This is a genomic window from Chlamydia sp. 12-01 (assembly GCF_042234205.1).
GTDB lineage: Bacteria > Chlamydiota > Chlamydiia > Chlamydiales > Chlamydiaceae > Chlamydia.
The window spans coordinates 610,005-633,709 of sequence record NZ_CP114174.1 but is presented as its reverse complement, the minus strand read 5'-3'; the positions used below and the strand labels follow the sequence as shown (position 1 = coordinate 633,709).

Below are 23,705 nucleotides of genomic sequence, written 5' to 3'. Positions count from 1 at the left end.
TCATAAAGCCGATTTGATTGGTAGCTCTTGATCAAAGTTCGTCGCATTATCCTCGAGCATTTCTTTTCCAGCAAAGGAAATGAATGTTGTCTTACTTATAGGATCTTTTAGGTATTTCTGCATAACAGAGCAGATATGTTCTTTTGTTACATTAAGAACAGCTCTACGAAATGTCTGACGCAAAGCAGGGACCCTTCCACAACGCAATCTGTAATATCCTGTAGATGCACGACTTCCAGGAGCTATTGGAGAATCTAAATTTTGGATCACTCCGAGAACTCCTTCATGGATATCTTCATTTGAGAAATTTCCTTTAGAAATTTCATCGATACCATGAAGAAATGCCTGATGCGTATCAAAAATTGCTGGATCACGATAACTATAACAATAAAATGCTCCTCTACCAAGGTTTACAGCAGCTCCTGAGCCATACGCTCCACCTTGTTCGCGGATTTTTGTATGTAAGACAGTATTATCGAGGATCTCAGCAGCTACAGTAAGGGCTGCAGCATCAGGATGATCGTAAGGCAAATCTCCGATAGGGAAAGCTAAAGCATTAAAGGCTGCGCGAACAGGAATATAGAGTCCCTGTGATGCTAGAGAGATATCTATAGAAGGATTTACCCATGGCTCATGTGGCCGACCTTCCACATCTAAAATTCCGTAGAAATTATTCTCATGTAAATGTTGATAATTTGTATTGCTACCACTCAGGATTAGCTGGCGCTTACCAAAGAAACATTTTTTATATAAGGATTGTAAAATACCAACAACACTATCTACTTCTTTATCAAAGTTGCTCGTCAAACTACGGATCCTATCTACATAAGGCAACCCTGAAGCTAAATAGGACATAGTTGCTGATATAGATTTATCCATACAAGCCATGCTCACAGCATAACCCATAGGACTATTACGCACACTATTTGTCAGTGCTTCATTGTGCTGCATAAGCAGCTCTTTGATTCTGGCTATATCCGTAAAATCGACACTTGTTAGTGTATCTCCCATAACTTGAAATAGCTTATCAGATTTGGATGCCAAAGCTTTTCCACGAATACCTATCGAAGGTGATAACAGAGCATTTTTATTTGCATGTGGAGAAAATTCATAAGAAACATCCACACCTCCCGTATGTTCCAGGAGAAACTCTAGTTGCTCTTTATAAGATCTCCCCGCGCATCCCAACTGTAGCATTAGGAAAACAAGCAAACGCAACCAAGGTAATTCTTCAACAGACAATGGAGGAAGATCCATAACCAATTCTGCAAAAATTAAATCATTGGTAAAGCAATCGTGATGGAGAACCTCTCCGTAAGAGATATTTTCCTTAACAAGATTGTATTCTTTTCCTGAATTAGGAACTTTATCTAAAGAGAAATTGGGAAGGATCTTATCTAGATCTTCGTTCTGTGCCTGATATTCTTCTAAAATTTTAGAAGTTAGGCGTATTTTTTCTATATCCTCTGGAGAAAGCCTCTCCTGAATTTCTTTAAGAAGAGCTTGCTCCTCCTGATTTTCAATAGAAATCAAATCAGAATCCGGAAGAAGAATCACACGAGCAAAATGTGGATTATCTAGGAAATACTTCCTAACAAGCTTCGGAAGGTAATCTGGCTGTTTTAATTTTTCTCTAAGATCTGCAAATAGACTATGAATTCTTAATCCATCTTCAGCATGACCTCCATGCTGTCGTAATAGCCCTGAACGGAAAAATAATGACAATCCGTATGGTAGAGAGTAGCCAGCAATTTCCTTTCTAGCTAGCTCTAATTGATGTACAGCAGCTTCAACTAGATTATTAGGAATTCCTTCTCTTATGATCTCCTCTAAGCAGGCAAAAATCCAAGATTCTAATTTTTGTGCGCCCCCATGGGAACATCCCTTACAAACAATAGTAATAGGAATTTCACGAATCTCACTATCGATTCCCATATCTGCTTGTTTACAGAATCCTGATTTTAATAATCGGGATTTTAAAGGAGCAGCATCTGTGCCCATAAGAACAACATCGAGAACATGTAAAGCTAATAGCTCTTGCTGATCTAATATTGAACATGTCAACCAAGACAAACCAAAAAGCACCTTATCTTGATCTTGACTATCTGAGGGATATTTAAGGATATTCCTGACGGGCTCTTTAAATCTTTTTTGGAGAGGAACAGCAACTGTTTGTTTTTCTAATTTACCTATATGACGTAGGAGTTTCTCTTCGAGAAAATCTAAATGTCTAGAAGGTTTAATATTTCCATAAAAATAAAATAAGCAACGCCCAAGAGTATATTGGCTCTGATGAAATGCTACTATACTTTCATGAGAGAGTGTAAGGATATCCTTAGGTTCACCTCCGGAGTTTATTCCATAAGTAACAGAAGGGAATAAGGCCGCATTTAAAGCTTCTGATAATCGAGATTCTCCCGACATCATTGCACCTTTCATCTCATTGAAAACTACACCGGTATAAGTTAAGGTATTTTCCGGATTTAGTTCGTATCTCCATCCTTCTTGCAAAAAACTATTTTCTGTAAGTAAGGGATGAAAAACAGCGTCTATATACACACTGAGTAAATTATAGAAATCTTCAGGAATTTGCGATGCTGCAGGATAACAGGTAAAATCAGCTCCTGTGAAAGCATTCATAAACGTATTTAAACTACGTCGTGTCATGGAGAAGAATGGATCGCGTACTGGATAATTATCAGAACCACAAAGGACCATATGCTCTAAAACGTGAGCTACACCATTAGAAGTTTGTGGGCAGGTTCTGAAGCAGATATTAAAAACATTTTCATCATCATTATTGATAATCATCATGATAGAAACGCCTGAGGGTTTATGTTCTACCTCGAGCAACTTACTTTCTATCTCAGGGAGATCCTGACTTAATTTGACAATAAAATTTCTATATGTATCTCCAGCTTTCATACTCTGTCCAAATCCCTAATGTAACACATCAGGCGTTCTCCATTATTTTTTAAATCTATAGTATTAATTACACTATAATGTTCTTACTTTTCAGCAAAACCAACTTAAGTTACCTTGGGTATTATTTTCAATAACTCCTAGGGAAAGTTATGAACAATGATCTCAATTATTTTGAAAGTCATTATGAAAAATTACTTAAAGAATTTTCAGATTTCCTTCATTTTCATTCTATATCTGCAGATCCTAATTGCCTTACCAATTGCAAAAATTGTGCAGATTTCCTAGTTGACAATCTTAAAGATATATTCTCAATAGAATTATGGGAAAAATCGGGTCACCCTCCTATAATCTATGCTACTTACCATGAAGCAGGTTCGACTGCTCCTACTCTACTCCTCTATAACCATTATGATGTACAACCTGCAGATCTTGCTGATGGATGGTTAGCAGATCCTTTTACTATGAGAAGGGAAGGAGAACGCCTTATAGCTCGTGGAGCTTCCGATAATAAAGGACAATGTTTCTACACCTGGAAAGCCCTTGAACATTATTACAAATCTCGAAAAGGTTTCCCTGTCAATATTTCATGGATTATTGAAGGTGAAGAAGAAAGCGATAGCCCTGCTTTAAAAAGTTTTGTTAAAGAAAAACAAGAAGCTCTAAAAGCAGACTATTTCCTGATTGTTGATGGAGGGTTTTCTTCTGCTAAATCTCCCTCTGTTAGCATTGGAGCACGTGGTTTGGTAACTATGAAAGTTACCCTAGAAGAAGGTAACAAAGATATGCATTCGGGGATCTTCGGTGGTCTTGCCTATAATGTAAATAGAGCCTTAGCAGAAATGCTTGCCACATTACATCATAGTGATAATTCTATTGCCGTAGAAGGTTTTTACAACGATGTCTCTCTCCCAAAAGAAAGTGAATTCTGTGATATTCCTAAAGGGAATCTTTTAAAAGACGGAGAAAAAACTTTAGGTTTTTGTCCTACTTTATATGCTCCTGCAGCAACGGCTGAAGAAGCTTTAAGTTTATACCCTACTTTAGAAATCAATGGGATTTCTGGCGGGTATACGGGACCAGGATTTAAAACTGTTATTCCTCATAAAGCTACTGCATATCTTTCTTGCAGGTTGGTTCCTAATCAAAATCCAGAAAAAACAGCAAAACAAGTTATTCAACATTTAGAAAAACTCGTTCCCTCCACATTAAGATTTTCCTATGAAATTTTTGAGGGTTCACCAGGATGGAGAAGTTCGCCGAATCTCCCTATTGTTCTAGCATTGCAAGAGATTTATTCAGAACTCTACCACGAGCCTTGTCTTAAATTATTTATGGAAGCAACGATCCCTATTGCCTCATTACTTGGTGAGATGTCGAAAACAGAGCCTATCATTTGTGGTACATCGTATTTAAGCGATGCTATTCATGCTGCTGAAGAAAACTTCTCCTTAGAACAAATAAAAAATGGTTTTCTCTCTATTTGTCTTCTTCTTGATAAATTAGGAAAAGCATAAAAAAAAGCACTCTCTAAGAGAGTGCTTTTATGAAATAAGCTTATGAAAAATGTAGGCTTATTCTTCTGGTTTTAACACAATAAAGCGAATTACTTCTCCTTGTGAGACCATCAAAAGAATACTTTCATTACTTCCATCTTTTAAAACAGAATTCAGTTCTTCTACTGTAGAAACCTTTTGTCTATTTACAGCTAAGATAAGTTGTCCTGGAGCTACTCCCGATGATCCTGCTACCGAGCCGGCTTCAACTGCAACGATAAGCACACCCTTACTATCAGGAGCCATACCTAATTTTTTAGCAGTTTCTGGATTAAGATTTTGTACACGAATACCTACGCGATTTAAAGCGGAGATGCCGTCATCTTGAGGAGCTTGAGAAACAATAACAGGAATTTCTATAATCTGCCCTTCACGAACTACTTTAAGTAATACACGTGTATCAGGATTCATCAAGGAAATCGCATTACGAAATGCACTGAGAGATTCTACTTCTCTACCGTTGTAGGCGATGATCACATCCTCTTGCTTTAATCCAGCTTTATGTGCTGGAGATCCTTTCACAACATCTGTAACTAAAGCACCATATACTTTATCTAGTTTATAACAGGCTGCTAGCTCAGCATCTATAGGTTGTAGGGTAACTCCTAAAAATCCACGAATTACCTGACCATCGCTGATTAACTGATCGATGATTCTCTTAGCCATCAAACTAGGAATAGCAAAACCAATACCAATATAACCTCCACTACCACTTACAATAGCAGTGTTAACACCTATAACCTTTCCATCGATATTAAGAAGGGGTCCTCCGGAGTTCCCTGGGTTGATAGCAGCATCTGTCTGAATGAAATCTTCAAAATCTGCGATATGTAGCTGATTTCTACCTTTTGCACTAATTACTCCCACGGTTACCGTAGCTTGTAAACCAAAAGGATTCCCAATAGCTATTGCCCAATCCCCTACTTTCAAATTATCAGAATTCCCAAAAGTAAGATGGGGAAGCTTATCAGCATTAATTTTGATAACTGCTAAATCTGTTTTAGGATCTAAGCCTATAACCTTAGCAGGATATTTTTGACCATCATGCAAGGTAACATGAATTTTCCCAGCATCTTCAACAACGTGATTATTGGTAACTACATAACCATCTGAAGAAACTATGAATCCTGTACCACGAACAGCTTCTTTAGACATCGGACGTTCTTTTTGTGTAGGTAGACCGAAGAAACGATTAAAAAACTCATCATTGAAATAATCAAAAGGATTGTCATAAGGACCACGACGTCCTGGTGCAGGATTTACAGGACGATTACACTTAGGAAAACTCTCAATATAAACAACACCCGGAGTTGCCTGTTCAGCAACCTTAGAAAATCCTCCGGAAATCTCCTTTAAAAGCACCTCTTGAGGCACCTCTGCTATCCGTGCATCTTTTTTTACAGCAGCAAATCCTAAAGGAGAAAGTGTAGGAATACTTAAAAACATCGCTGTGGCTAATAGTAAATATATTGGCTTCTTCGTCATACCTTTTTCCCTATAGGTAGGCTCTAGATTCTTTCTAGATTCCGTGCTCACGTTTTTGAAAGCTTGTGAATCCTAATATTTTTTAAATGCGTACTTTACAAAGCATAGTGACTCACATGCCTTTTCGGATATAATCACGAAAAGCGAATTATATTGTAGCAAGATATTACTACAAAGAATTTTTATCTTAAGAACTTTCCGGATATGAATTTATATCTTCTTAAAAAGAATCTGAGAACAAGAAGAAATAGTAAGCTATTTTCCTGATTTATAAACTTCTATGCACACAAGAAATAAATTAGAATAATACGCACAAACAATTGCGGATGAATAGTTTGCAAAGCCTACAGTGAGCGAAATACAGCTTCTACAGTTTCTCCAATAAGGGCTGGAGATTCAACAACAGAGACTCCCGATCTTCTCAAAGCTTCTTTCTTACTTTTTGCATCTCCAGAGTTTCCAGAGATAATAGCTCCGGCATGCCCCATACGTTTTCCTTTAGGAGCAGTTTCCCCTGCAATAAAAGCTACAACAGGTTTCGTGCAGTAGGTTTGAATCCATTCTGCAGCCTCTTCCTCAGCACTACCTCCAATTTCCCCGATCATCAAGATAAGTTCTGTTTGAGGATCATTTTGAAATTCTTCAAGAACATTAATAAATGAAGTTCCATTTAAGGGATCTCCCCCTATACCAATGCATACGCTTTGGCCTATGCTCCGTTGTGTGAGTTGCCAAACGGCTTCATAAGTTAAGGTCCCTGATCTAGAAACTACACCTACATTTCCAGGAAGATGAATATATCCTGGCATAATACCAATTTTACATGCTCCAGGTTTAATAATGCCTGGACAGTTAGGACCTATAAGTCGAGAAGCACTATGTTGCATAACATGGCTCACTTCGAGCATATCTTTTACTGGGATACCTTCTGTAATGCATACAATCAGATCAATGTTTGCAGCTTCAGCTTCTAAAATAGCTTCTGCAGCATAAGCAGGGGGAACAAAAATCATTGTCACTTGACAATTGGTAGCTTGTTTTGCCTCTAATACAGAATCATACACGGGGAGATTCAGATGCTCTGTTCCTCCTTTCCCTGGAGTGACTCCCGCAACAAAATTAGATCCATAAGCTAAACATTGCTCAGTATGAAATGAGCCTGCTTTACCTGTAATTCCTTGAGTGATTATCGGTATTCTTTTACTTAATGAGCAAAACATAGAGCTCCCTAAACTTGTTTACTTAACGCCACGGCAAGCTGTGCGCCTTCATTTAAGGAATCTGTAAATTGGCAGGGGATTCCTGAACGTTGTACAATATCTTTTCCTAATTCTACATTTGTTCCTTCTAAACGCACTACTGTAGGAATGAGGTTCTCTCTAGTTTGCATAACGGCCACCAATCCTGAGGCAACCGCAGAACAATCCATAATTCCACCAAAGATATTGATAAAAAGAACTTCTACATTTTCATCTGAGAGTACTAGAGAAACAGCTTCTTGAATCTGCTGCTCTGTAGCACTTCCTCCTACATCAAGAAAGTTTGCTGCAGATCCACCGTGAATTTTAAGAATATCTAGCGTACTCATAGCCAATCCTGCACCATTTACTAAACAGCCAATATTCCCATCTAAGGCAATATAGGAAAGTCCTATCTGTTTAGCGAGTACATCGCGGACATTTTCTTGAGAAGGATCATACAATACCTCAAGTTTCGGATGACGATATAAGGCATTGTCATCAATGGTTACTTTAGCATCTAAAACGAGGAGATCCCCTTCGTGAGTAAGTACCAAAGGATTGATTTCAAGAAGAGAAGCATCATTATCATAGAAGCATTGGACAAGTTTTTTAATTAGCTGCACACCTTGTTTTCCTGTATCCCCTTTCCAGTCCATAAATTTAATGATTTGTCTAAGTTGATAATTGTATATGCGAGCAAATGGTGTTAGAGGCACTGTAAGCAACTGATCGGGATATTTTTGAGCGACTTCTTCAATATCCACACCACCTGCTTTTGATAGCATAATTGCTGGGCAACGGTTTTTCCTATCCATGATCACTGCGAGGTAATACTCAGCAGCAATATTTACCAAAGGGGTAATAAGAACTTTCTCCACGGGAAGAGCTTCTCCGGAAGTCTGGTTACTTACGAAACGCATATGCAACAATTTGTCAACAGCTGCTAAAATATCAGAAGGAGATTTAGCAACGATTACGCCACCGTTTTTCCCTCGACCTCCAGCATGTACCTGTACTTTAACAACGCCTGCGCTTATACCTAACTCCTTAAGAATCTGTTGAGCTCCTTCAACAGAAGAGGCCACACGATAAGGAGGAATAGCAATATCATAAGAGACCAAAAGATCCTTAGCTTGGTATTCATGAAGGTGCATAAATAACCCTTTGAATTTTCCTCCTTATCTTGTATCATTTCTTTTACTTCAACTAACTTTGCTCTAACCTGTGTTCAAGTTCTTTAGTAGCAAGATTCAGTCTTTATTTAAAAAATCCCTCTCCACCGATCTTCTAGAATTTACAGAAAGTTTGTTTTATGAGGCGGATTTCGGTTCAGATCTTACCGAAGAGTTGTGTTCTCGACTGCGCAAGTGCCGCAAACCTGATGAATCTACTGTTAAAGATCTTGTCTGTTCGCTACTTCGTGAAACAGTAGCCAATCTTCCTCATATAGAGTCTATTAAAACACAGGGCCCCATTGTATCCTTAATGTTAGGAACAAATGGATCTGGGAAAACTACAACAGTGGCTAAACTCGCACATCATTACCAATCTCGATCGGAGAAGGTCATGATTGTCGCTACCGATACTTTTCGTAGTGCCGGTATGGATCAGATGCGTTGTTGGGCAGAAAAATTAGGTTGTGGATTTGTATCTGGGAAACCTGGTGGTGATCCTGCAGCCATTGCTTACGATGGTATTGCTTCTGCTATATCTCGAGGTTATGATCGTGTGCTTATAGATACTTCAGGTCGTTTGCATACCCATACCAATTTACTCAACGAGCTATCGAAAATTGTTTCTGTTTGTGATAAAGTCCATCTAGGGTCTCCCCATGAAAGGCTTATGACTATAGATGCAACCTTAGGGGGCAATGTTATTGAACAGGTCCGTGTTTTCCACGATACCATTCCCCTATCTGGATTAATCCTTACTAAAGTTGATGGTTCTGCTAAAGGTGGAACTTTGTTCCGTGTAGCAAAACAATTGAAGATCCCTACAAAATTCGTCGGTTACGGCGAACTTATTGGGGATCTTGAAGAATTTCATATAGATCGATTCTTAGAAAAGCTTTTCCCTTCATCCTAAATGTAGATCTTTTTAATTTCTTTTCCCCGAGGAAGAGAAAATCTGTAGGAGATACCAAAATATCATAATGACGTTGCAATACATCTTTAATGCCATAATTAAAGATAGCTTGTAGCTTAAATCTCCGTCATTACCTACATTTTGAGCTACCTTACGGATTGCTTGAGCATCTACAACAGTCAATCCCACAAAAATTGCTAACCCTAGATAGCAAATTAGCAAGTAGAAAATTGGCATGTAAACAAATATGGACACTAATGCGAATATCACAGACACCAGCATTAAACCAATTAGAGCAAACATAAGTATGCTGCTCATCTGTGTAAGATCACTTTTGGTAAAGGCTCCATAAGCAGCCGACAAACCAAAAATCAATCCTGCGGATCCAAAAGCAGCCCAAACAATTCCCCCGCCATACTGAGCAGCATAAACAGGAACTAGTGTTCCAAAGAACAACCCCTCTAAAGCAGAATAAGCTAAAAACAATCCCATAACTGCAGGAACAGAAAGCTTATGAATCTTAGCATTAATGTAAAAAGATACTCCTAAAGTAGCAATACACCAAATCCACCAGAATGAAAATAAACTTTTATACATCCCAGAAAAGTATAATCCTAATGATACAAAAGTCGTTACAGCAAGACCTGCAGTCATCCAGCCATATACTCTAGATGTAAACGTTCCCGGTAAACGAGATTCTTGTGCGTAATCACGATCGTATAGTCCCATGTAACCTCCTATACTCACATATAATTAAAAAATTAATAAACGTGCTCTTATTTAAAACTTATAATAAAGGCTAGCCAAATTAATTACTATTACCAAGAGCATTAGCAATAAAACAAATTTTCCACCAGGTACTAAATGTTTTTCTTGATAATGTTTTTTCCCATAACGTCCTTTCCAGACCATCAACACTGGGAAAACTCCGATAATCAAGGCAGCACCTATGCCTCCAGCATAATTGAGACATTTAAGAACGATCTCAGGATAGCACATTGACCATGCTAAAGGGACAATAAAAGTTAAAAAGAAAATAGAAAAACTGTGTTTCTTTTTGTTCCACTGGAAAGCATCAACTAGGAAATCCATAACACCTAAAGCTACACCTAAAAATGAAGAAACTAAAGCAAAGAAACCGAAGAATTCTCCAGCAATGTAAAACATTGAACATTGCAATGAATTTTTCATAGCTTCTACTGCTGTATAACCATTTTCTTGAGCTTTCATAAGAAAGTCTAAAGGAACTACTCCCAAAACAAGTGCTTCCCAAATCACATATAAAATTAAAGGAATCAAACTACCGATAACGATAGCTTTTTTAACATCTTTAACTTTCTTATCCATGTAGTAATACAGTGAGGGAACCACACTTTGAAAACCAAAGGAAAGGAATAGAATAGATAAGCCATCCATAGAACGTATCCACGAAGCACGTAAAAGTAGTTCGGGTTGTAAGGCTAAAACTCCTAAGATACAAAATACCGTAAAAGCAATGGCTAATCCGAAAACAAAAAAGCGGTTGCAGTAATCTACAACTTTTGTACCCATCATTAATGTAGGACAAATCAAAACGGCAAATGCCAAAGGAGCTGCATGACGTATCCAAGGAATATCTAATCCCTGACAACCAAAAATACGAAATAGGATATTTCCTCCCTCACAAAAGTAAGCAATAAGTAGGGAGTAAAACAGAAACAGGTAAAGGAGCCACATGAAGATCTTACCCATATCCCCTAAGGTATATTGGGCCATCGACAGCATGTTAACTTGTTGTTTTTCCTTAAACCAAGTCATAACTTCGAGAAGGCAAAGTCCAGATCCCATGGAGAAAAGCCAAGATAGCACATAAAGAAGAGTTGTGGGAAGAAAACCTGCATATGCTGTCAATACAGGAACTGCTAACACACCAGCACCTATGGCTGTCCCCGCAATAATAAGGGAGCCCCCTAAAACCTTGCTAGACATAGAAAAACCTTTCGAATTTTGTCTTATATTTTAGAATTAAAGATAATTAGAAATAAAAACACTAGGCTTTTACTTTATTCAACAGTTACAGACTTTGCCAAATTCCTAGGACGATCTATCTCATTGCCTTTCTTCAAAGCCATGGAATAGGCCATAATCTGCCCTACTATTGTATAAAGAATAGGAGATACTAAAGGATGACTATTAGGAACATATATTTGGGAATCTGAAACAGCAGCGATATCGTCTTGTGATTCTGAAGCTATGGCAATCACATGTGCTTGCCGAGCTTTTACTTCCATAATACACCCCACCATCTTTTCATAGACGCTAGGATCACCACAAAAAGTAATCACCGGTGATCCTTTACTAATCAAAGCAATAGGTCCGTGTTTCATTTCGCCAGCAGGATAACAGTTAGCTTCAACATATGCAATTTCTTTCAATTTTAAAGCAGCTTCCATACAAATAGGATACATCAAGCGACGTCCTAAAAATATGAATCTATCTTCATCGCAATAATCATTCGCCCATGAATGCAAATCTTCGTTTGCTAATAAGCGATTACATAATTCTGGAAGCTCAAACAAAGCTTTTCCACAAGCACGTTGTTCTTCTAAACTCAGTGTTTGTTTTGAAGTAGCTAACTTTAATCCTAGTAAAATCAATAAAAGCAATTGTGCGGTGAAAGCTTTTGTAGAAGCAACACCAATTTCAATACCTGCTTCCAAAAACAAGCAATGATCCACACCTGTAGCTAATGCTGATTCTTCGACATTACAAATTCCTAAAACGCAAGCGACTTGTCTACGACGGAATTCTTTTAAAGCTGCTAACGTATCAGCAGTTTCTCCAGATTGACTGATTAAGATCGCTAGGGTTTTCTTTCCAATGTACGCCTGTCGATAGCGAAATTCCGAAGCGACTTCCACATGAACAGGAAGTGAAACTAAAGATTCAATGATATATTTCGCTAAAAAGCCCGCGTGATAAGAAGAGCCGCAAGCAACAATAGAAATTTCATCGAAATCTTCTATAGGAAAATTATATAAGAATTTCTCACTTATATATCCTTGAGGATCTAAATACTTATGAATAAGGCGTTCTAAAACTTCCGGCTGTTCATAAATCTCTTTAAGCATGTAATAACTGTAGCCCTGTTTATCTGAACCCGCGTCAGTATAAGTAACTTGACGAATTTCTTTATGAATACGCTTTAGAGCAAAATTATACGTTTCGACTTCATTCCCAAAACCTACAATCGCCAACTCTCCAGAAGCTAATGCTTGAACATTCTTTGTATATTTTAAAAATGCACGCGTATCAGAAGCTATGAAGTTCTCTTGTTCCCCTAATCCAACAATTAAAGGGCTCTCTTGCGCTGCACAAAGTAAAACATTAGGATGATCTTTATGAATAAGACCACAGGAGAAACTTCCCTGAAGTTGTGATAAGGTCCAAGAAAAACTATGAACTAAATCTCCTGTAGCTTGGTAACGAAAAGCAAACAGCTGAGCAATAACTTCGGAATCTGTATCTGAAGAAAAAGTAATACCTTCAGAAAGGAGTAAGGTTCTTAATTCTTTAAAATTATCGATAATCCCATTGTGAACAATAGCACAAGTAGAGTTTTCATCAACATGAGGGTGAGCATTTTTTACTGTAGGCACGCCATGTGTTGCCCAACGGGTATGACCTATAGCTAATGAAGAGGGAACGTCATCTTTCTCTAAGGAGTTTCTCAACTCATCGACACGCCCTATCGTTTTCTTTACGAACAATTGCCCGGGGATAACAGCTGCAAGTCCTGCGGAATCATAGCCCCGATATTCTAGTTTAGCTAACCCATCTAAAACTACAGGAACAGCTAGTTTAGAACCTAGATATCCAAATATTCCGCACATACATTACCTTATTCTATAATGCCCGCTCCCAACTCAGAATCAACAATATCAGCTATAGTCTTAGCGAGGGAATCCACTTGATGCTTCTTTAAACCTTCAACCATAACCCTGCAAATATTTTCAGTTCCAGAATATCTTAACAAAACACGACCAGAATCACCTAAAGATGATCTCACATCTCTCAGAGCTTCTTGAACTAAAGGTAAAGTATCTAAAGGGATTTTCTCTTTTACAGATACATTGATAAGCGCTTGAGGACTTTTTACAATTGGGGATGTTAAATCTGAAAGTGTAGATTCACTTTCAATCATAATGCGTAGTACTTGCAAAGCAGAAACAATACCGTCTCCCGTAGTGTTGTAATCTAAAAAGATCATATGACCGCTTTGCTCACCACCAAGATTTGCTTCATGTTCCAACATGTTCTGCAGAACATGACGATCTCCTACAGGAGAAATTAATGTCTCTATGCCTAAACTTTCTAGGTATTTTAATACTCCAAAATTAGTCATTACAGTAGCAACAACACGATTACCATTTAAAAGATCCTTTTTCTTTAAATCGTTCGCACAAATACTTAAAATCATATCGCCATCAACAATATGACCTTTTTCATTTACCATGATAATGCGATCACCATCGCCATCTAAAGCAATACCTACATCTGCCTTATGCTCTATTACTGCTTTCTGAATTACCGAAGGAAAAAGAGCTCCACAGTTATCATTAATATTACTTCCTGTAGGCTCACAACCATAACAAATCACTTCAGCATCAAGCTCCTCAAATACAGAAGGAGCGACTTTATAAGCGGCACCGTGTGCGCAATCTAAAACTATCTTCAGACCCTTTAATGTTCTTCCTCTAGGAAAAGTAGCTTTGGCAAATTCTATATAACGTCCCATAGCATCTACTACACGCTTATTCTTCCCCACAGCATAATCTTCGGGAAGATTTCCAAAATCTCTATGAGCTACCATTTGCTCAAGACGCCGCTCTATAACATCACTAACTTTGAATCCTTCCGAAGAAAAAATCTTTATCCCATTATCCCAGTAGGGATTATGGGATGCAGAAATCATAATTCCAGCATCCGCACGATAGGCACGAGTGATAAAAGCCACTCCTGGAGTAGGAATAGGGCCTAACACCAAGGTTTCTATCCCCATAGAAGTTAAACCCGCAACAAGAGCATTCTCAAACATATATCCAGACAAACGGGTATCTTTACCTACAACAACACGGTGTTTCCCAGGTTTACTCTCTTGTAAGACACCTGCAACAGCTTTCCCAAGCAACACAGAAAGCTCTACAGTCATAGGCTCATAATTAGCTCGTCCTCGTACTCCGTCCGTACCAAAAAGTTGTTTTACTTCCTTTGTCATTTATTCCCTTAAAGATTTATTCCTAATAGCTTGTAGAGTTGATTATATACCAAGATTTAGGCCTAAAATAATATGTGCATCGATTCCCCGGCCACTCAGATAAACTAAAAACTCAAAATTAAGTTGCTTCAAAAAAACGATCACTTACGTTTACTGAATTTGAAGTTCTTACAATCCTCTTAATACTTTTTAAATCTTCTAACACAAAATTAGAATTGTTATTATAGAAATCATGTTCTTCGACAAGAGTTTTTGACAGAATATACGAAAACCTCTACTCCAAGATTTCTAAAAGATAAAAAATTATTTAAAATCCTAAAAACCATTTTGATTCAAAAATAAGATGCCTACTTAGGTATAGATAACCCCGAATCTCTCGACAATAGTCGAGTTAAGAAACTGTAGGAAATCAAAATAAAAATTCTCTGAAAAAACATAGATAAATAATAAAAAAAAATCCTTGTATAGGGTATAAAGGAGTGTCTTTCGGCTAGGTATTTTGTTCTTGCAAACTTCAATATTTTTGCTATGGTGAAATTCCCCTAGAAAAAAGAGTGCTTTTATAAACCCTTTTTCTTCCAAGACTTTTTAACACTCGATATCTATAATAAATGGTCTGTGACAACAAAACTCTCTTGCGTAGAGGCTTAGAATTGTTTAGAAAAATTTCTAAATCTGCACCCGCTCCAATTATCTATTCAACTGCCGACCACAACATAAAACTTAAAGACTTTTCTCCACACGCACTCTCTGTAGTAAAAACCTTACGAAAAGCTGGACACAAAGCTTATATTGTTGGTGGGTGCATCCGTGATTTATTACTCAATACGACCCCTAAAGATTTCGATATTTCTACCTCAGCTAAGCCTGAAGAAATCAAAGCCGTCTTCAAAAATTGTATACTTGTTGGAAAGCGATTCCGACTCGCTCACATACGCTTTTCAAATCAAATTATTGAAGTCTCTACCTTCCGTTCCGGAAGTGCCGATGAAGATTGTCTAATTACCAAAGATAATCTTTGGGGAACAGCTGAAGAGGATGTTTTAAGAAGAGATTTTACCATCAACGGTCTTTTCTATGATCCTACAGAAGAAACAATCATAGATTACACAGGTGGAGTTAACGATTTACAGAATCGATACTTACGTACTATAGGAGATCCCTTTGTACGTTTTAAACAAGATCCTGTAAGAATGCTGCGTTTATTAAAGATTCTCGCACGAGCTTCTTTCACTGTGGATCCTAAAACTTTAGAAGCACTTCAAGAATGTCGTTATGAGCTAATCAAGAGTTCTCAAGCACGTGTTTTTGAGGAGCTTATTAAGATGTTGGGGTCAGGAGTCTCTTCTGAGTTTTTCAAATTAACAGTTAAGTATCAGATATTAGAGATCCTCTTCCCCTATATGGATAAAGCTTTTCGTTTGAATAAAACTTTAGAAGAACAAACCTTCGCTTGTTTGGATATTTTAGATGAGAACGTATTAAGCAAGAAATATAACTATGATCGTCATCAGCTTATGGCAGTATTTCTATTCCCTATTGTAAATTTCAATGTGCGTTATAAACATCGACAACATCCGAGTTTATCTTTAACCTCTGTTTTTGATTATATTAAGAACTTTTTAGGAAAGTTCTTTGCAGATTCCTTTACAAGTTGTTCTAAGAAAAATTTTATTTTAACAGCTCTTGTTCTGCAGATGCAATATCGATTAACTCCATTAGTACCAACGAAAAAAATTCACTTCTTTAACCGTAAGTTTCTAAACCACGTACGTTTTTCAGAAGCTCTTTCTTTATTAGAAATTCGTAGCCTAGTTTATCCTAAACTAGATAAAATACTTGCTGCTTGGATTCGTCACCACCAAGCTTTACAATATAAAAAGGAACTTCCTTCTTGAGTTAAACTAGCCATGCTTCCTATTTATCTGGTTCATGTACTGTATCCTATAGGATTGATTGCCAATTTATTTTTTGGCAGCGCGTTTACTATTCAATGGTTCTTAAGTGAAAGACGAAAACAAGCCTGTGTCCCTAAGGTTTTCTGGATTTTGTCCTCTATAGGAGCGATTATGATGATCGCTCATGGTTTTATCCAAAGCCAATTCCCTATAGCACTACTCCATGGGGCAAATCTTGTTATTTATTTTAGAAATCTCAATGTTACCTCCTCTTATAAGCTTTCATTAAGAACAACATTGATAATTCTTATTTTCACCTTATTGTTTACAACACTTCCGTTTGCTCTAGAAGCGTACTACCATCCCCATATGGAATGGATGGCTTCTCCTAATATCTTCCATCTTCCTCTACCTCCACCAAATATTTACTGGCACATTGTTGGTTGCCTAGGATTATTTACCTTTTCCTCAAGGTTTTTTATCCAATGGTGCCATTTAGAAATGAATGATCGCTCTACTCTACCGGCGTTATTTTGGCAGGTAGGCTTTGTTGGTGGCTTCTTGGCATTCGTATATTTCATACGTACTGGTGATCCTGTGAATATCCTCAGCTATGGCTGCGGATTGCTTCCTTCACTAGCAAACCTACGTATCATGTACAAGAAATCACGCTTACCAGAGTTTCATAACCATAGCTGTTTCTTATCCGCAGGAGAACCCAGTGGGGACATTTTAGGAAGTGATCTTCTTCGCAATATTAAAGCTCTCAATCCCGATATACGTTGTTTTGGTGTTGGGGGCCCCTTAATGCGACAAGAAGGCCTCGAACCTCTCATCCGCATGGAGGAGTTTCAGGTATCAGGATTCTTAGAAGTTTTCTCCTCTATCTTCAGTTTATTTAAGAAGTACCGAAAACTTTATAAAGCTATTCTTAAAGAAAATCCTGAAATAGTCTTTTGCGTAGATTTCCCAGATTTCCATTTTTTCCTAATTAGGAAGTTAAGGAAATGTGGGTATAAAGGAAAAATCGTTCATTATGTTTGTCCGAGTATTTGGGCTTGGAGACCTAAAAGGAAAAAGATCTTAGAGAAGTATCTCGATACGTTGTTACTAATACTCCCTTTTGAAAAGAAGATTTTCAAAAACTCTCCTTTAAAAACTATTTATCTAGGGCATCCTTTAGTAAAAACAATTTCCAATTTCCAAAATTGCAGCTCATGGAAACAACAATTAGAGATCTCTGATCAACCTAGTGTCGCAGTATTTCCAGGTAGTCGACCTGGGGATATCTTCAGAAATTTACAAGTACAAACTCGAGCATTTCTATCATCATCGTTAGCTCAATCGCATCAGCTCCTTGTCTCCTCCTGCAATCCTAAACACGATAAAAAAATCCTAGAACTTCTAAATAGAGAAGGTTGTTATAATAGCAAAATCGTTCCCTCAATATTCCGTTATCAACTTATGAGAGACTGCGATTGTGCTTTAGCAAAATGTGGAACAATTGTTCTTGAAACTGCATTAAATCAAACTCCAACGATTGTTACCTGTCTTCTAGGACCTTTCGATACCTTTTTGGCAAAGTATGTCTTTAAAATTCTCATTCCTGCATATTCCTTACCAAATATTATTACAGGATCAATCATCTTCCCAGAATTCATAGGTGGTAAATATGACTTCACTCACGAAGAGATAGCAGCAGCAATCGACATTCTTGCAAATCCTACAGCTAAAGAAAAACAAAAATACGCCTGTCAAAAACTTCTCGATACTATGATGAGTAATATAGTGACTCCTCAGGAGTGCCTACAAGCCATATATTCACAGAAAAGTCGTTTTCACTTAGAGAATGATTTTCTCAAGAAATTTCATCCAAAAAGCTCGAGAGCTTAATTCTTAATCTATTCAAGAATATATCCTGTTAAAATAATGAAGTTATTCCATTCAAGAACGAATGGAATAACTAAAGAAAATAGAGTCTCAAATAAAGTAAAACCCTAACTTAAGGTGAAAAAGAGTGTCTAATTTTTACCATCAAGGATGTCTTGAATTTTCTTCTGATCTTCAGGAGGTAGAGAGCTCTTCATCAGCAAACAAGTTGCTTTAAGTTTCTCTAATTCTTTTTCGGATTTTATTAACTCCTTAGTCAAATCACCAGTGTATCTGGCGTCCTTAAGATCATTTTCTAAACTTGTTATGGTTGCTTTAAGTTGAACAATCTGTTTGTTAGCATCATCCAATTGGCCTTGTAGCATAGTTTGTTGGAATCCAGATACATCTGCTTTAGTATAATGGGTTACTCCTGTTTCAACATTCTGAAGTACTACTTTATCTTTTTTAAACTTCTCTAACTCACTGACTTTTAATTTTGTAATTTTTTCTTCATACGAACTAACCATAGCCTGATAAAGAATTAATGTGTTTTTCAGTCTTATGATTTCCTGTGCCTTCGTATTCAGCTCCTGTTTCTTTTGTTCTAGTTCGTTATTAGTCACATCATTCTTTCTTTTACAGTCATCCCTTTCAGTCTCTATCTTCGTTTTTTGAGTTTCATAATCAGACTTATCTTTATCGCGAGCTTGTTTTAAATTATTAATACGTTCTTCATATGTAGCTTTTATCTCGTCTATCTCTCTAGCATGGATCTGTTTCAAATTATCTAAATGCTGCTTATGTAATATGGCATCTTGTTTGTTTTTCTCTTGAGCTTCTTCTAGCTGTTGTTGAAGGATCTTATTTCTATCATTAACAATGTTTACCTGATGACTAATCTCGGTTAATTTTAAGATCGTCTGATTAGCTTCTTTCAACTGTATGAGTAATTTCTCAATCTCAACTTGCGACGCAGATCTTTCCTTATCAGATTGCTCGTTGATATTTCTTAATGCTTCGCGTAGTTCTTCAATTTCTTTAGTCTTAGTATCTACACTTTCTCGCCATGTGCGGATTTCTTTTTCTAACGCATCGATCCTACTTTCAAGAACGCAACGAGCTTTATCTTCTTTGAGCTTTCTGATCTCACTATTCAATTGTTCAGAAACTTCTATTTTCTCTTGAACAAGCTGAGCAATCTTCGCTTCTAATTCTTTTTGCAGTTCTTCTTTTGATTGTCTAAGAGCAGCAAGAGCCTGTTCTAGTTCTTCTTTTGCTGCTATATCAGCTGCATTCTTAGTTTCTAATTCTAGAAGACATGCTCTTAGCCCTGTTTCTTGATTCGTAAGATCGAGAATACGTACTTGAAGATCGAGAATTTTCGCCTCTAGAGCATCGATAAACGCAGAGCAATCTCTGACTTGTTTTGTTAATAGTTCTTGTAAAGTCTTATATGCTGGGACCAGTAACTGAACGCCTAAGGATTTTTCTTTTTCAAGAATTTCTTGATTTATAGCCTCGAAAGCAGCAACGGCTCCTTGATAAGTAGCAGCAGCCTCTTCAAGGTTATTCTTACAGGTAGTAACATCTCTTTGTAGAGAATCCCAATTCTTTGCGGAGGTTACCCCCCCCCCCCCCGAACGATGGGAAAGATCCGCATCTAAAAGAGTTTGTTGTTTGATCTTTTCAGTGACAGTAGCCAACAGGGTTCTTGTTTTTGCATATCTTTTGCTAGCATCAAGCATCTCTTTATTGGCATTATCACGTTTCTTGATTAACTCTTGGTGCTCAAGATTAATTTTTTCGTAATCTTCAATTACCTTATCTAAATTCTTATACGCCTCATCAATACTACCAGAAGTAGAAACAATGTTTTGCTTTAAGTTAGAAATCTGCACATCATCGATATAACGACGCTTAGGCTCGTCTTTCTTCTCAATTCTGATGGTCTTTGAAGTTAAAGAGCGACAAGTTAAACAACTGGCTCCTAAAGATAAAAGTAAAATCCCTACAGCTACGGATGCTCCTAAGATCACCATAGTATAAAGCATACCAAGTTCTGCTCCAAAAAGAACTGAACAAGCTAAACCAGCTGCTAAAATAAGTACACCAACTATGATAGCAATGATATTAGCAACTTTATGAGTCCTCGACTCACTAATACAATGACGTTGTATGCACGTTCCATCTGAAGGGTTAAGAGCGTGCAAGGGCACAGTCTTCATAAGTAACTCACAGTTAAATATTAAAATTGCAGATAATTGAAACTGTTAACTTTCATTTATTGCAACCGTTTTATAAACAGTTACTTACAACAAAAGAAATTATGAAGATAACCATTTTGAGACTAATCCGTTATTTAGACATGTTCTCAGAGATTATTTAGAACGACATAGATCGGGATCTTTTCTCTTTAATCTCTTGTGGTATTCTTGATAATTCTCCTTGAAGATGTGCTATTTGATTTCGTGAACCTTGTAACTCGCGAGCAAGACGTACATGAACATAATCCATAAGTTTTACACGTTCCTTAGCCTGATGTATCTCGTCACGCAACTCCTGAATCTGCAATCGTTGTAGTTCTATCATTTTATTAGCTTTATAAAGCTTTCTACTCATCTTCTGAAGTTCTTCTTCATAAGCATTGGTGTTTTCAAGATTCGCTTGTATTTCTTCTTGACGCCGATTTTCCCAGTCATCTCTTTCTTTCTCTAAAACAGACATGTGTGCTTGCAACCCCTGAACATACTTTTCGAGGTCTTCATATTGCTCATCCATTTCAAATTGTAGATTTTCCATTTTCTCAATATAGTATTCTTTATCTGCCAAGCGCCCTTGAATAAGAGTCTCTATATCCTTTTCCATATCAAGCATATAGCGTTTCTGCTTAAGAATTTTATCTTGCAGATCTTGGATTTCTGAAAGTAACTTTTGTATTGCTGTACGGTATTCATGCCTCTCAGAAGAGTCCATAAAGTCTATTTTTGAAGGATAAGCAAGTACGTACTTCGCTCCTACAGTAATTAAAACTATACCGATGAGAACAAAGGCAAACAAAAGAACAGAACACAATATGGGTAGAGAAGAAGCGTAAGCAGTCAAAGCAATGAGATTCGCAAGAATAATCACAATACCGATAGCAACAGCAGTGGTATGTGACAGCAAGCATTTTTCAAAACGGTGCATAGGAATACTATTTGTTAATATTTTCTCAGGACTAGTAGGGGAGGATACACCGTTCATAATATGCAAATACTCTCAGTAGAAATGTGAAAAACCTTAGTGTTGATCTCCTCTATCCTGGGAATCATCCGGTTGAATCACTATATGATTAGTTATAAGCTCTTGAATATCAGAGACATTACTATGCAACGCGTGTGCTCTTTGCGTCAAGTTATTAGCCATAGGAAGTTCTAATTCATTACTAGCTGTTCTCTCGGTAATGTATTCCTGAAGACTTTCTATATCAGTTTTTAATGCTGCAAGTTTCTCATTCAATTCCTGAATAACATCATATTTCTGCTCTCTATTTGCTATATTGTCAGTGATATATACCTGGAGATCAGAGATCTCCTTTCGCAATTCAGATGATTTCAGAGTCGATTTATCAATTATCTGACTTTTATCTTGGATTGTTTGCATTGCTCTATGCAGTTGAGCTTGTAGCTCTTCACAATAAGTTCTTAGGCTATCAGCAATGATTTTCTCCGCCTGTTGAGCCTGTCGTGCAAGTATAGATTCGGAATATAGAAGCTCACTATTAACCCGTAACCTTTCTACAATCGTATTTGAGGTCTCCTTATTTTCTTCTAAGTCCTTTCTAAGCTCTACTAGTTCAGTACGTAACCGAATAATTAACTCTTCGAAATCTGACCTTTCCTGGGCCATAGCAGCATATCTGCGTGTAAGATTTTCCAACTCTTCTTCCTTAAGCTTCAACAAGTCTCGAAGTTTTGTGGGCTCTTCATCCAATTGTCTTTGTAAATCACGAATTCTATTTTCTTTTTCTAATAGACAATTTTGTAGATGTTGAAGTTTCGTTTGAAATTCCTGAAAAGTATTTCTAAATCCTAAAATCTCTCTTCTACGGATATGAGCTAATTTAAAGATAATAGTGAAATGTGCTCCTCCTATAAGAAGGAGCAGCAAAACTCCGATAATAATGCTGACAAGAATCCCACTAAACACTGCTGATGCTTGAGCTCCAAACAAAACAAGCAAAGCTATGCTAGCTGCTATCATAGTTAAGCCTAAGATCGTTGCAATGATGGAGGTGATATAAACAATGTACGGTTTATTGATACTGTAATGACTGGGAGTCGGTTGCTGCGTATTAGCAAGCCCTAAGGGAAGGGAAAAATTCATAAATTGCTCGCATAAACAATAGTGTAATAAATAACTGATTCTAAATAGAATAAGCTGAAAACATTCAATACATCTAATGTATTTAATAGCAAGTTATTTATTCTTAAAACCAAAGAAATCAACAACTTAATCTTCTGTCGCTAGATTCCTATTTATAAAATAAGAAAGGGGCTCCGCATCTAAGATGAGGAACCCTTTTTAGTATTATTATTCTATAAAATTATCTAGGGAATCTGTTCTTGGGAGGCATTCGCCTCATTATTTGCACTATCGGCTTCTACAATCATGTATTCGATATTTTGTTGATTAGTTGGAGATCCTAGAACATTATCTGCTTCAAACCAATCAGGATCTTCATCGCCTTCATCACTAGAGGGCAATTCTAGCTCCACACTTACACCTTCAAGTCGCGATTCCAATTCCCGAGATAGGTTAGTAATCTCTTCCCTTGCTGATTTTAGCTGCTGCTCTAAGTGTTCTCTATCTGCTGCGATGCGATGTAAATCTTCACTAAACCTACCTTCGCTATGTTGTGATCTGTTAAACTGCGAGATGATTTCTCCCCTAAGACAATCCAGCTCGATTCTTTGCTCTTGTAATTGTCTGTTCAGCTCTCGCTCTGCTTCTTCTAAATTCCTTACTTTTCGATGCAATGCTCCTTTTTCATCTTGATGGCGACGCGTAGAGGTATAAAGATGAAACAGGTTATAAATAGCCGCACAAATAAGTAAAATAGCTATGATTATCGTTAGGGTCACAAAAACAATATGAAGAGGCCCTAATCTTGTATGAGAGGCGACGCGCACAGCGATTTGCACCCCAAAGACAATGAAACTCAAGGCTATCGCGGTGATATTCACAAAGCGATGACCTTGAGGTCCATGCACAGTAAAACAAACAGGAAGTCTGTTTATACCTGTGTCTGTGTAGTTAGAAACTCCATCCACAACTTTCTCTTGGATAAAATGAAAAATATATTCGTCAAGAAACATAAAAGTTTCATGTATATGTGACGCGAAGATAT

General features: G+C 37.3%; 16 protein-coding genes. 4 read left to right on the top strand and 12 right to left on the bottom strand.

Features of this window, described 5'->3' with window-relative positions; translation table 11 throughout:
• On the bottom strand, positions 1–2,925 hold the full coding sequence (locus tag O1W69_RS02730; RefSeq protein WP_375793050.1) for an insulinase family protein: 2,925 nt from the start codon (positions 2,923–2,925) through the stop codon (positions 1–3).
• Between the two features lie 149 nt (positions 2,926–3,074).
• Here O1W69_RS02730 and O1W69_RS02725 point away from each other — a divergent pair, with 149 nt between their 5' ends.
• Entirely contained in the window at positions 3,075–4,439 is a 1,365-nt protein-coding gene (locus O1W69_RS02725) for a M20/M25/M40 family metallo-hydrolase (protein WP_375793049.1), read from the top strand.
• Between the two features lie 57 nt (positions 4,440–4,496).
• On the opposite strand, the gene O1W69_RS02720 is transcribed toward O1W69_RS02725, so the two are convergent.
• The 3 genes from O1W69_RS02720 to sucC form a co-directional block, all read right to left on the bottom strand.
• On the bottom strand, positions 4,497–5,963 hold the full coding sequence (locus O1W69_RS02720; protein WP_375793048.1) for a DegQ family serine endoprotease: 1,467 nt from the start codon (positions 5,961–5,963) through the stop codon (positions 4,497–4,499).
• A 344-nt stretch (positions 5,964–6,307) separates the two neighbouring features.
• Positions 6,308–7,183, bottom strand: a complete 876-nt coding sequence (sucD, locus tag O1W69_RS02715) for a succinate--CoA ligase subunit alpha (protein ID WP_375793047.1) — start codon at positions 7,181–7,183, stop codon at positions 6,308–6,310.
• Between the two features lie 8 nt (positions 7,184–7,191).
• Positions 7,192–8,358, bottom strand: a complete 1,167-nt coding sequence (gene sucC, locus O1W69_RS02710; RefSeq protein WP_375793046.1) for an ADP-forming succinate--CoA ligase subunit beta — start codon at positions 8,356–8,358, stop codon at positions 7,192–7,194.
• Positions 8,359–8,428: 70 nt separating this feature from the next.
• Here sucC and ftsY point away from each other — a divergent pair, with 70 nt between their 5' ends.
• Positions 8,429–9,289 carry a signal recognition particle-docking protein FtsY gene (gene ftsY / locus O1W69_RS02705; RefSeq protein ID WP_375793045.1) on the top strand — a complete coding sequence of 287 codons (861 nt, stop codon included), beginning with the start codon at positions 8,429–8,431 and terminating at the stop codon, positions 9,287–9,289.
• A 12-nt stretch (positions 9,290–9,301) separates the two neighbouring features.
• Here ftsY and O1W69_RS02700 read toward each other — a convergent pair whose 3' ends face one another.
• The 4 genes from O1W69_RS02700 to glmM form a co-directional block, all read right to left on the bottom strand.
• Positions 9,302–10,018: a Bax inhibitor-1/YccA family protein gene (locus tag O1W69_RS02700; protein ID WP_332381661.1), complete on the bottom strand. Its 717-nt coding sequence runs from the start codon at positions 10,016–10,018 to the stop codon at positions 9,302–9,304.
• A gap of 51 nt (positions 10,019–10,069) precedes the next feature.
• Positions 10,070–11,257 (bottom strand): aromatic amino acid transport family protein, encoded by a 1,188-nt coding sequence (locus O1W69_RS02695; RefSeq protein ID WP_375793044.1) that lies wholly within the window; start codon positions 11,255–11,257, stop codon positions 10,070–10,072.
• Positions 11,258–11,331: 74 nt separating this feature from the next.
• A complete protein-coding gene (gene glmS, locus O1W69_RS02690; protein ID WP_375793043.1) occupies positions 11,332–13,161 on the bottom strand; it encodes a glutamine--fructose-6-phosphate transaminase (isomerizing) in 1,830 nt (609 codons plus the stop codon).
• 8 nt (positions 13,162–13,169) lie between these two features.
• Entirely contained in the window at positions 13,170–14,546 is a 1,377-nt protein-coding gene (glmM, locus tag O1W69_RS02685) for a phosphoglucosamine mutase (protein WP_375793042.1), read from the bottom strand.
• Between the two features lie 611 nt (positions 14,547–15,157).
• Between glmM and pcnB the strand changes: the two genes are divergently transcribed.
• Together pcnB and lpxB are read left to right on the top strand one after the other, a co-directional pair.
• Positions 15,158–16,444 carry a polynucleotide adenylyltransferase PcnB gene (gene pcnB, locus O1W69_RS02680; protein WP_375793041.1) on the top strand — a complete coding sequence of 429 codons (1,287 nt, stop codon included), beginning with the start codon at positions 15,158–15,160 and terminating at the stop codon, positions 16,442–16,444.
• 12 nt (positions 16,445–16,456) lie between these two features.
• Positions 16,457–18,337, top strand: coding sequence for a lipid-A-disaccharide synthase (gene lpxB / locus O1W69_RS02675; protein ID WP_375793971.1), 1,881 nt, complete (start codon positions 16,457–16,459; stop codon positions 18,335–18,337).
• Between the two features lie 128 nt (positions 18,338–18,465).
• On the opposite strand, the gene O1W69_RS02670 is transcribed toward lpxB, so the two are convergent.
• The 4 genes from O1W69_RS02670 to O1W69_RS02655 form a co-directional block, all read right to left on the bottom strand.
• The gene (locus tag O1W69_RS02670) at positions 18,466–20,541 is read right to left on the bottom strand and encodes a hypothetical protein (RefSeq protein ID WP_375793970.1); all 2,076 of its coding nucleotides are present in this window, start codon (positions 20,539–20,541) and stop codon (positions 18,466–18,468) included.
• A gap of 157 nt (positions 20,542–20,698) precedes the next feature.
• The gene (locus tag O1W69_RS02665; RefSeq protein WP_375793969.1) at positions 20,699–21,559 is read right to left on the bottom strand and encodes a hypothetical protein; all 861 of its coding nucleotides are present in this window, start codon (positions 21,557–21,559) and stop codon (positions 20,699–20,701) included.
• A gap of 36 nt (positions 21,560–21,595) precedes the next feature.
• Positions 21,596–22,681: an IncA family protein gene (locus tag O1W69_RS02660; protein ID WP_375793968.1), complete on the bottom strand. Its 1,086-nt coding sequence runs from the start codon at positions 22,679–22,681 to the stop codon at positions 21,596–21,598.
• Between the two features lie 224 nt (positions 22,682–22,905).
• The gene (locus O1W69_RS02655) at positions 22,906–23,673 is read right to left on the bottom strand and encodes a hypothetical protein (protein ID WP_375793967.1); all 768 of its coding nucleotides are present in this window, start codon (positions 23,671–23,673) and stop codon (positions 22,906–22,908) included.
• Between the last annotated feature and the right edge of the window lie 32 nt (positions 23,674–23,705).

Coding starts and splice junctions, on each gene's coding strand:
- sucD (WP_375793047.1), bottom strand. CDS start 7,183: ATGTTTTGCTCATTAAGTAAAAGAATACCGATAATCACTCAAGGAATT.
- O1W69_RS02720 (WP_375793048.1), bottom strand. CDS start 5,963: ATGACGAAGAAGCCAATATATTTACTATTAGCCACAGCGATGTTTTTA.
- pcnB (WP_375793041.1), top strand. CDS start 15,158: ATGGTCTGTGACAACAAAACTCTCTTGCGTAGAGGCTTAGAATTGTTT.
- O1W69_RS02725 (WP_375793049.1), top strand. CDS start 3,075: ATGAACAATGATCTCAATTATTTTGAAAGTCATTATGAAAAATTACTT.
- lpxB (WP_375793971.1), top strand. CDS start 16,457: ATGCTTCCTATTTATCTGGTTCATGTACTGTATCCTATAGGATTGATT.
- O1W69_RS02730 (WP_375793050.1), bottom strand. CDS start 2,925: ATGAAAGCTGGAGATACATATAGAAATTTTATTGTCAAATTAAGTCAG.
- O1W69_RS02670 (WP_375793970.1), bottom strand. CDS start 20,541: ATGAAGACTGTGCCCTTGCACGCTCTTAACCCTTCAGATGGAACGTGC.
- glmS (WP_375793043.1), bottom strand. CDS start 13,161: ATGTGCGGAATATTTGGATATCTAGGTTCTAAACTAGCTGTTCCTGTA.
- O1W69_RS02665 (WP_375793969.1), bottom strand. CDS start 21,559: ATGAACGGTGTATCCTCCCCTACTAGTCCTGAGAAAATATTAACAAAT.
- O1W69_RS02700 (WP_332381661.1), bottom strand. CDS start 10,018: ATGGGACTATACGATCGTGATTACGCACAAGAATCTCGTTTACCGGGA.
- glmM (WP_375793042.1), bottom strand. CDS start 14,546: ATGACAAAGGAAGTAAAACAACTTTTTGGTACGGACGGAGTACGAGGA.
- sucC (WP_375793046.1), bottom strand. CDS start 8,358: ATGCACCTTCATGAATACCAAGCTAAGGATCTTTTGGTCTCTTATGAT.
- O1W69_RS02660 (WP_375793968.1), bottom strand. CDS start 22,681: ATGAATTTTTCCCTTCCCTTAGGGCTTGCTAATACGCAGCAACCGACT.
- O1W69_RS02655 (WP_375793967.1), bottom strand. CDS start 23,673: ATGTTTCTTGACGAATATATTTTTCATTTTATCCAAGAGAAAGTTGTG.
- O1W69_RS02695 (WP_375793044.1), bottom strand. CDS start 11,257: ATGTCTAGCAAGGTTTTAGGGGGCTCCCTTATTATTGCGGGGACAGCC.